General features: G+C 62.8%; 8 protein-coding genes. 7 read left to right on the top strand and 1 reads right to left on the bottom strand.

The window, feature by feature from the left end; all coding sequences use genetic code 11:
* Nucleotides 1-164 precede the first annotated feature (164 nt).
* On the top strand, nt 165-2,390 hold the full coding sequence (locus AKV04_RS10535; protein ID WP_054006396.1) for a phage tail tape measure protein: 2,226 nt from the start codon (nt 165-167) through the stop codon (nt 2,388-2,390).
* Complete coding sequence (locus AKV04_RS10530) at nt 2,390-3,292, top strand: phage head spike fiber domain-containing protein (protein WP_054006395.1); 903 nt, start codon at nt 2,390-2,392, stop codon at nt 3,290-3,292. The genes AKV04_RS10535 and AKV04_RS10530 overlap by 1 nt, the downstream gene beginning before the upstream one ends.
* 16 nt (nt 3,293-3,308) lie before the next feature.
* Here AKV04_RS10530 and AKV04_RS10525 read toward each other — a convergent pair whose 3' ends face one another.
* The gene (locus AKV04_RS10525; protein ID WP_054006394.1) at nt 3,309-3,554 is read right to left on the bottom strand and encodes a hypothetical protein; all 246 of its coding nucleotides are present in this window, start codon (nt 3,552-3,554) and stop codon (nt 3,309-3,311) included.
* A 55-nt stretch (nt 3,555-3,609) separates the two neighbouring features.
* On the opposite strand from AKV04_RS10525, the gene AKV04_RS10520 reads away from it, so the two are divergent.
* The 5 genes from AKV04_RS10520 to AKV04_RS10500 all read left to right on the top strand — a co-directional run.
* Nucleotides 3,610-4,137, top strand: a complete 528-nt coding sequence (locus AKV04_RS10520) for a DUF1833 family protein (protein ID WP_054006393.1) — start codon at nt 3,610-3,612, stop codon at nt 4,135-4,137.
* Nucleotides 4,134-4,517 carry a hypothetical protein gene (locus AKV04_RS10515; RefSeq protein WP_054006392.1) on the top strand — a complete coding sequence of 128 codons (384 nt, stop codon included), beginning with the start codon at nt 4,134-4,136 and terminating at the stop codon, nt 4,515-4,517. The genes AKV04_RS10520 and AKV04_RS10515 overlap by 4 nt, the downstream gene beginning before the upstream one ends.
* Complete coding sequence (locus AKV04_RS10510) at nt 4,514-7,369, top strand: host specificity factor TipJ family phage tail protein (protein ID WP_054006391.1); 2,856 nt, start codon at nt 4,514-4,516, stop codon at nt 7,367-7,369. The genes AKV04_RS10515 and AKV04_RS10510 overlap by 4 nt, the downstream gene beginning before the upstream one ends.
* Nucleotides 7,370-8,530, top strand: coding sequence for a hypothetical protein (locus AKV04_RS10505; protein ID WP_054006390.1), 1,161 nt, complete (start codon nt 7,370-7,372; stop codon nt 8,528-8,530).
* 10 nt (nt 8,531-8,540) lie between these two features.
* Nucleotides 8,541-8,845, top strand: a 305-nt coding sequence (locus tag AKV04_RS10500) for a hypothetical protein (protein ID WP_156317476.1), incomplete at its 3' end; no start/stop codon positions are given.

Here is an 8,845-nt window from a genome sequence, read left to right as displayed (position 1 = left end):
ACGCAAAAGACGACGCCCGCGCCATTGCAGCTATCAGTTTTGCTGTGACTCGCGACAGCCTGCAAGTCGCCGACTGGCTGCGCAACACCACGAAACCTAAGGCCTCGACACGGGGCGACCATGACGGTGCTTTGCACTGCCTTTGAGCCTGAGGAGGGCCGCTGATGGATATGACCGCCGCAATGGAACTCCGGGTCAAGAATGACCAGGCCAAGGCCGCGCTGGCGGCGACCAAGGCGGAAATCAAAGGCGTCGGCACAGCTGCCGCTGAAGCCTCCGTTGAAGGCAAAAAGCTGGGCCCAGCGATTGAAGTGGGCGTACGCGAGGCGACACCAGAAGTGATGGCGCTGAAGCGCGAGCTCGCAGGGGTGCAGTCGGGGTCAATTCTTGCTGGCAATGGCGCACGCCAAATGGGCATGCAGCTGTCGCAAGTCGGGCAGCAGACGATGGCCACAGGCGATTTCGTGCAAGCGCTGGCGATCCAGTTGCCCGATATCGGCCTCGGCTTTGGCACCATTGGGATGGCTGCAGGTCTTTTGGCCGGAATCGCACTGCCGCTGGTGATGTCGGCATTTGACAGCCTTGGGACAAAAACCAAAAGTGTCGGAGATGCGATCGACTTCGCGGCGGGCAAGATTGATGAATTCAGGACTGCGGTCGGGAACATCAATATCAGCACAGATGATTTGACGAAGAAGTTCGGCGAAGCGTCTGGTGCGGTTCAACGCGCCTTTGACCTCATTGCCAATCTGAAAGCAGATGAGGCGCAGCGCAGCATTGACGGGTTGGCCACGTCGCTTGCAGGTCTGTTCGGATCTGGCGGCGGCGGCGAGGCAAGGACCGGTGTTGCGGCCTTCTTTGACGCGAACATCTTTATGGCGTTCACGGATGCTGGCAGGGAAGCAATGGCCAGTGCGCGGGAACTAACGGCGGCGTTTGTTGATCAGCAAACTGAGCTGGCGAATTCGAACGGTGATTTAGATGCCCAGTTGTCCACCCTCACCCAGATGCTGCAGACTGTTAATGCGCTGGCAATGGCCGATGGAAGTGTGTCTGAAGCCGAACAGGAACTGATTGCCCAAATTTCGACGGCTCTGGGGCTTGTCGCTGATCAGGTGGCACTAACGCGTGAGTTGGAAGCTGGCACCTTTTCAATTGTTGATGCGGCAACTCAGGCCGGTGTCGCCATTGAGGGGGCCTACTCGGCAATGATGGCGCTCGCTTCGTCTGCACCAGGGTCGGGTTGGCTGTCCGGCGCAATTGGAGATGCCGCTACATTGGCGGCGACGCTCTGGGATGCTGCGGCAGCTAAAGCTTCAGCCGCCGCAGACATTGCGGCCGGTGCTGCGGTTAAACGAATTCCCGGAGGACTCGACGCGCTGGCAAACGGCGACATTCAGGCCAGCGGTGGCACCTTTCATCGGCCTATCAGACCTAAAAAGACAGCTGGTGCCACTGGCGTCAACAGCGGCGGGGGTGCGGCCAAGATCGATCCCGATAGTTTCAACGCACTGACCAAGGCGGCAGAGGACGCGCTCGAAAAGCTTGAGAACGCTGTCGCGGGCATCCATGAGAAGGTCCGCCTTGGACTCATGAGCACCGCCGAGGGCACCAAGGCCATCGCTTCGGCAAAAGACCAAGCTGCCAATAGCATCGCAGATCTGATCCCGAAACTGGAAAAGGTGGCCGATGCGGCAGGGCCGAAGGCAGCGGCTGCCGTTGCCAAATGGCGCGCCGAAGTTAAAGGGCTGGTCGGAGATTTGAACGAGGCGAGCGCCGGTCTCGCGGATAGGCTGTCGTCGAACTTCGAGAAGGGGTTTGCGGATTTCCTGTCGGGTGCCAAAAAAGGCAAGGCCGCGATGGCCGACTTCAAAAACTTCGTGATCCAGCAACTGGCAGCGATTGCGGCGGAACGGTTCACGCAGTCGATCATCACGCCGTTCATCGACAGCTTGTTGGGTGGCATCACAGGCGGTTTGTCGGGCGGTACAGCGGTGGAAGCGAACGCAGCTGGCGGTGTTTACAGTGGCCCCGGCATCTCGGCTTATTCCGGTACAGTCGTCAGTCGCCCGACGTTTTTTCCATTTGCCAAAGGCGTCGGCCTGATGGGTGAGGCGGGCGAAGAAGCGATCCTGCCGCTTGATCGCGACGGCAGCGGCAGGCTCGGCGTGCGCGCCTCGGGCGGCGGCGGGGGCAATATGATCGTCAACATCAGCACACCGGCTGGCACCAAGGCCTCATCGACCGAGCGGTCGCAAGGCGGCGACCGGATCATCGAGGTTATGATCGAAATGGTTAGAACTGCCATCGCTGGGGACATCACCCAAGGGCGGGGGCCTATTCCTGACTCCATGTCCAACACCTACGGTCTTTCACGGGTGGGCCGATAATGCGCCGCTGGCCCGATGTTCTGCCCACGCCCTCCATGCCCGGCTTTGGCTTGTCGCCGGTTGACCCCGCCCTGCGCACCGATATGGAGGTCGGCGCGCAGCGCGTCCGTCGTATCACGTTCGCCCGCAATGACCTGGTCGATATGGCGTGGGTGATGACCGACGCCGAGTTCGCCGCGTTCCGGGCTTGGTGGAACGATGAGGCGTGGAGCCTTGCGGGCGACAGCGAGAGCCTATCGGGCTGGTCCTGGCTGAATGCAACGCGCGGAATCGGCACCGGCCTGTCGCCCGATGGTGCTATTGTCGACGGGTTGTTTGAGACCGCCGCCAACGGCTTGCATCATGCCGAGCTGGCTTTGCCATTGGCAGAGGCCAACAAGACGGTGCTCTGCCGGGCCACGCTGAAAGCCGCAGGCCGCAACTGGGCGCGGCTTTCGTTCTTTGACCGCGCCGGGGCGCAGTGCTTCACCGATGTAGATCTGGCGAATGGCGTGCTGGGCGTGCAAAGCGGGCTGGTGAGCCGAATGCTTGAGCCGCGTGACAACGGTTACTGGCGACTGACCCTGACCGCCCCAGTCGTCAGTGGCGGCAGCGCGCCTGCAATGCGGATCAGCGCGCTCTCGGCGTCGAACAATCCAAGCTATGCGGGCAATGCAGCTTGGGGTCTGGGCGTCTCGGAAGTCGGCGCGCGCATGGTCACCGGCTTTGATCTGCATCTGCGCACCGGCAGCGATGGCAAGGTGACAGGAGCCGCTGGCACCACGGCTTGGGTGCAGATGCCCATCGCTGTCGGAGGCGGTTTCAAGTTCGTTGAAGGCCGCTTTAAGGGACCGTTTAAAGCCAGTGCTGGCCCTGCGCTGAATTGGGATGTCACCGCCCAAATGGAGGTTCGCAATGCCTGATATGGTCCTCAATATCTCAGCGGCTGCTGGTCTCCGTGTCCGGGTCGCCGACTGCTCTCAAACCGGGGGCGTCGTAACGCTCGATGTTTATGTTGATTACGTCATCCAGCCCCAAGACGGTGAACTGCGCGCCGGGTGCGACCGAGAACTCCACCCAACCGGTGCCGACAAATTCGACACGGAAAGTAACACCACCAGCGCTGGCATTTCGGTAAATTTGGGGCGTTCCACGCTCCATCTTCGAAGTGAGGATGTCGGACATAGTGATTCCCCTATTGCTGACAGCCTAGCGTATCCCACGAAGGACGGAGGCGACGATGCCTGATCCGACGCTCTCTGCCGCGATCCAAGAGGCCTATGCTTCGGCCCCGGTGAACCAAGTGATTTACCACACGCTGGAGCTTTGGCATCCGGCGTTCAGCCAGCCGATCCGGGTGGTGCGTGACTTCAACGCACTCGACGCGCGCATCGAGGCGGGGGCCGCACGGGACGCCGGTGCAATCGTCACCTTCGTCGCCTTCGCGTTCGACATCGTGCCACCCGATCAAACCAGCACCGGGCTGCCGCAATGCACGATCGAGATCGACAACGTCAGCCAAGAAATTCTGGCGCAGATTGATCTCGCCGTGGTCACCGCCCAGCCAATCACGGCGATCTATCGCTCGTATCTGTCGGACACGCTCAGCATTGGCCCTGATAACATCCCGCCGATGGAACTGACCCTGATCACGGTCAACGCTAACCCGTTCCGGCTGAAGGCGACGGCGGGCTTTCCCGATCTGGTGAACCTGCGCTTTCCCAAGCTCGACTATGATCTCGAATCCTTTCCGGGGTTGCAGCCATGACCGCGCATTGGGCGAGCACTTACATCGGGCGTCCGTGGAGCCGCAGCTTCACCTGCTGGCATTTCTGCGCGCTGGTCTGGCAAGAGCGTTTTGGAATCACCGTGCCGCTGGTGGACATCGATGGCGCCGATCCGCGCGCCACGCGGCGCGAACTTTCAAACTCGGCCGAGCGGCGCGGTTGGATCGAAGTGTCGGTCCCAGACGAGGGCGACGGTGTGATGATGGCGAAGGGTGCTTTGCCCTGCCATGTCGGGATATGGCTCTGCCTGGGCGGCGTGCTGCACTGCGTTGAAGGGGCGGGTGCGATCTTCACTCCGGCCGCGCGGCTGGCTGATCTGGGTTACCGCATCGTCGGCACCTATTACCGAGATGTGCCATGAGAGCCCACTGCCTGACCATCCACAATCCGTTTGATCCGCTCGGCAGCCGTGTGGTGCAAGAGGTGCGTCGCCCGCTGCGCTTGAGCCGGTTGGCCCCGCCCGGCTCGGCACCATGCATTGCCATCCTGAATGGTCGGCCGATTCTGCGATCGGAATGGCGGCGTCGCATGCGGCCCGGCGATCAGCTGGTGTTCTGCATTCTGCCGCGCGGTGGCGGCGGCGGGCAGGGCGGCAGCAATCCGCTGCGCATGCTTCTGAGCCTTGCGCTGGTGGTCTTTGCGCCGCAATTTGGCGCGCTGCTGCTTGGCCCGGAACTCGCGGGCACCGCGATCTTTGGCAGCTTTACATGGGGCAACGCTGTCGGCTTAGGGGCGATGCTGGTCGGCCAAGCCGCGATCAACGCCCTGATGCCACTGCCGACACCGAAGCAGCTGCCCTCAGCTTCACCCACCTATGCCATCGGTGCGCAGGGCAACATTGCGCGCATTGAACAGGCGATCCCGGTGCAATATGGCCGCCTTTTGGCTTGGCCGGACTTCGCGGCGCAGCCCTACGCGGAATACGCAGGTAACGATCAGTATCTCTATCAGCTGCTCTGCCTTGGCTGCGGCGAATTCGACATCGAGCAGATCCGCATCGAGGACACGCCGATCTCGAACTTTTCCGAGATCACCTACGAGGTCATCGCCCCACATGGCCAAGTCACGCTGTTCCCGACCAATGTAATCTCCTCTGTCGAAGTCTCGGGGCAGGAACTGCCGGGGCGCAAACAGGGCACCTATGTCCGGTCGGGCACCACCATCACCGTGACGGAAACCGCCCACGGCCGGGCAGTGGGTCAGGCGGTGCAGCTCTCGACCACCACCGCCGATGCGCCCACCGAGATCTATGCCATCGCCACGGTGCCCACGGCTGACACCTTCACCGTGGTCGCCCCCAGCGGCTCTGGCTCGGGCACGATGTATATCCGCACGGTAGTGGGCGGCATCGACGGTTTTATCGCGTCAGATGCAGGCACGCTTGCCCGCCGCCTTGCCGTCGATATCATTTGGCCGCTTGGGCTTTACGATGTGGACGGCAGCGGCAACCCCAAGGACATCAGCTCGCATCTGGTCATTCAGGCCCGGAAGGTCGATGACAACGGCCTGCCCACCAGCGCCTGGTTCAATGTCATCGGCCAGATCGTGACCGACCGCACGGTGACGCCGAAGGCAATGTCCTACGATTGCAACGTGCCTGCCGGGGCAGGGCGCTACCGCGTTCGGGCTTACCGCATCGATGCCAAATCGACCTCCGCCAACACTGGCCATCAGATGATCTGGGCGGGCCTGCGCTGCTATCTCGCCGAGACACAGGATTTTGGCAACGTCACGCTGATCGCGATGCGGATGAAGGCGACCAACAACCTCTCGGCCCAAGCCAGCCGCCGCGTAGGCGTGGTCTGCACCCGCAAAGTCCCGGTCTGGAATGGCGTGAGTTGGAGCGCGCCGGTCGCCAGTAGGTCGATTGCTTGGGCCATCGCGGACGCCGCCCGCAACACGGACTACGGTGCAAGCCTGCCCGACTCCCGGCTTGATCTGGCGGCGCTTCTAGTCCTCGATGCGCTGTGGTCTGCACGCAGCGATACCTTCAACGGCCGCTTCGATTCCGCCGCCAGTTGGTGGGAGGCGGTCTCTAAGATCGCGCTTGTCGGCCGCGCCCGCATCTTCATGCAAGGCGGGCGCTTGCGCGTGGTGCGCGATGGGCCGCAGACCCTGCCGGTGGCGCTCTATTCGATGCGCAACATCAAGAAGGGATCGTTCTCCATCGACTATCTGCTGGCCTCTGAGCAGACCGCCGACGCGCTGGATGTATCCTACTTCGATGAGGTCAAATGGTCACCGCGCCGGGTCAAGGCAGCGCTTGCGGGCAGTGCGCTGGCCCGGCCGGTGAAGATGGAACTCTTTGGTGCCACCACCCGCGAGCAGGTCTACCGCGAGGGGCTTTATCATGCGGCCGCGAACAAATACCGCCGCCGCCTGGTGCATTTTGCGACCGAGATGGAGGGCTTCATTCCCTCGATCGGCGATCTGATCGCGATCCAGCACGACATGCCGGGCTGGGGTGCCCATGCCGAAGCGGTGGCGTGGGATGCTGCCACGCGTAGCCTGACCCTGACCGAACCGATGATCTTTGGCGCGGGCAGCTATTACATCGGCATGCGCATGGCCAATGGCGGAGTCAGCGGGCCGTGGCTGGTGACCGCAGGGCCATCTGCCGAGATCGTGGTGCTGACCGATACGCCCGACATGACGCCCTACACCAGCTCTGACCGCGAGCGGACGCACGTCGTGTTTGGCAAAGCCGAGACGTGGCGCACGCTCGCAAAAGTCACTTCAATCAAGCCGCGCGGGCTTTACGAGGTCGGCATCGAGGCCGTGACCGAAGACCCGTCTGTGCATACCGCTGACACCGGCGTCACCGCCGCCCCGATCAAAACCAGCGTCCTGCCACGTGTGATTACGATTCCGATTGTCAGCGGTTTGATGGCCCGCCGCATTCCCGGCGACAACAGCCGCGCGGTGCTGGCGTGGCGACCGGCCGTGGGAGCGGAAAGCTACCAAATCGAGATGGCTTCGGGCATCGATCCGTTCGATCCAACCGTCACATGGACCCGCACCGCCGACACCTCTGCCTCAAACTATGTCATCGCCCTCCTGTTTGCCGCCCAAACCCTGATCCGGGTGCGCGGAATTGGCCTCACGGCCGGGCCATGGATGGCGGCTGCCTTGGGCACCCTGATCCCGCAGATGTGGAACACCGACGCCACCGCGATGTGGACCACCAACGCCAACCCGATGTGGAGCAGCTAAATGACCGCACTTCCCGCCTCTTCAGACTTCACCGGCTCTGGCGTCACCGAAGGCCAGTTCAAAACCGCCCTGACCGGCCTGCGCGACTTCCTGTCCGGCCTTCTGGGCGCTGACGGTCTGACCGCGACCGCTCTCGCCAGCTTGGGGGCAATGGGTGCCGCCATTGTGGCCAAAACAGCCGCCTATACCGTGGTGGTGGGCGACCGTGGCAAGGTGCTGGATTGCTCCAACACCTGGACGCTCACCTTGCCCGCCACCGCGACGGCCGGGACGGGGTTTTCGCTGCTGATCCGCAATGGCGGCAGCGGTATCATCACGCTGGACCCCAACGCGGCCGAGCTGATCAACGGGGCTTCGACCGTCCCTCTCGCGGCGGGCCAATCAACGCTCCTTGTTTGCACCGGCACCGCATGGGTCACGGTTGGAGCCGTGGGCAGCGATGCTGCGGCGTTTCTGGCCATCACCGGCACCGCCATGCAATCCGCCCTTGATGACGCAACGGCTGGTCGGCTGATGAAGGTCGGAGGCTTCGGCTGGGGCATCAACAACACTGGACCCACCGCGCTGACTGATCTGGATGCCAACCGCGTCTCCGGGTTGTTCTTCTGGGCCTCGACCGCCACCGGCGCGCCAGAAGTGGCGAACGGTGTGGTGCTGCATATGACCAAGTTCGCGGGTGTCACCCAGAACGGTTCGCAACAGCAAATCGCCTTCTCGGCATCTGGCACGGTGTTTTTCCGCTCGTCGAAAAGCACCGGGCTGTGGAGCGCTTGGGCAACCCTGCCGCAGTTGAGTGCCGCTGGCGTCTGGACCTTGGCGGGCAACGCGACCGGCGCGCTGGCCATTACCATTGCCGACGATGCCGTCGGCATCATCACTACACCGCGCCAAGGCGGCTTTGCCGATATCACCTGCAACGGGGCGACCGCGAGCCCACTGCCCGACTTCTCAGGGCAGATCTACTTCGACGCGGGCACCACGCTGCAGATCATCAAAGGTACTGCCTTCGCCGGGTTGTCGGCCTTCCTGAACGTGGTCACGACTGACGTGCTGGGCACCACCGGCACCGACACTTACGTCACCATCGCGGTGCAAGCCGGGGTTCTCAAAATCGAAAATCGCTCGGGTGCCGCGCGCACTTTCCAAGTCACCTTCAGCTGAGGTCATCCCCATGATTGCCGAACAAATCGACGCCACGACATGGATGGTCACCGAAGGCGAAACCGACCCCACACCGGGTCAGCAGCACCGCGTTGCCTTGCCTTCGGCCGCCAGCACCGGCGCTGCGGCCGTGGCCCTTGTGCAAGGCTTGTTGTCCCCCGAACCCGCAGTCTCGGCCGAGGCGAAAGCCGCCGCAGAACTCGCCGCGCGCCGTAGCAACATGGTCTGCAGCCCGTTGCAGGGCCGTCTCACGGCCGGGCCTGCAATCTGCGCCGCACTGGATGCCACGGCCTCTGATCCAGCCACGCCTTGGGC

It is taken from the genome of Cypionkella psychrotolerans (assembly GCF_001294535.1).
Taxonomy (GTDB): Bacteria; Pseudomonadota; Alphaproteobacteria; order Rhodobacterales; family Rhodobacteraceae; genus Cypionkella; species Cypionkella psychrotolerans.
The sequence above is the reverse complement of the archived record's forward strand: the minus strand, read 5'-3'. Positions and strand labels throughout refer to the sequence as shown.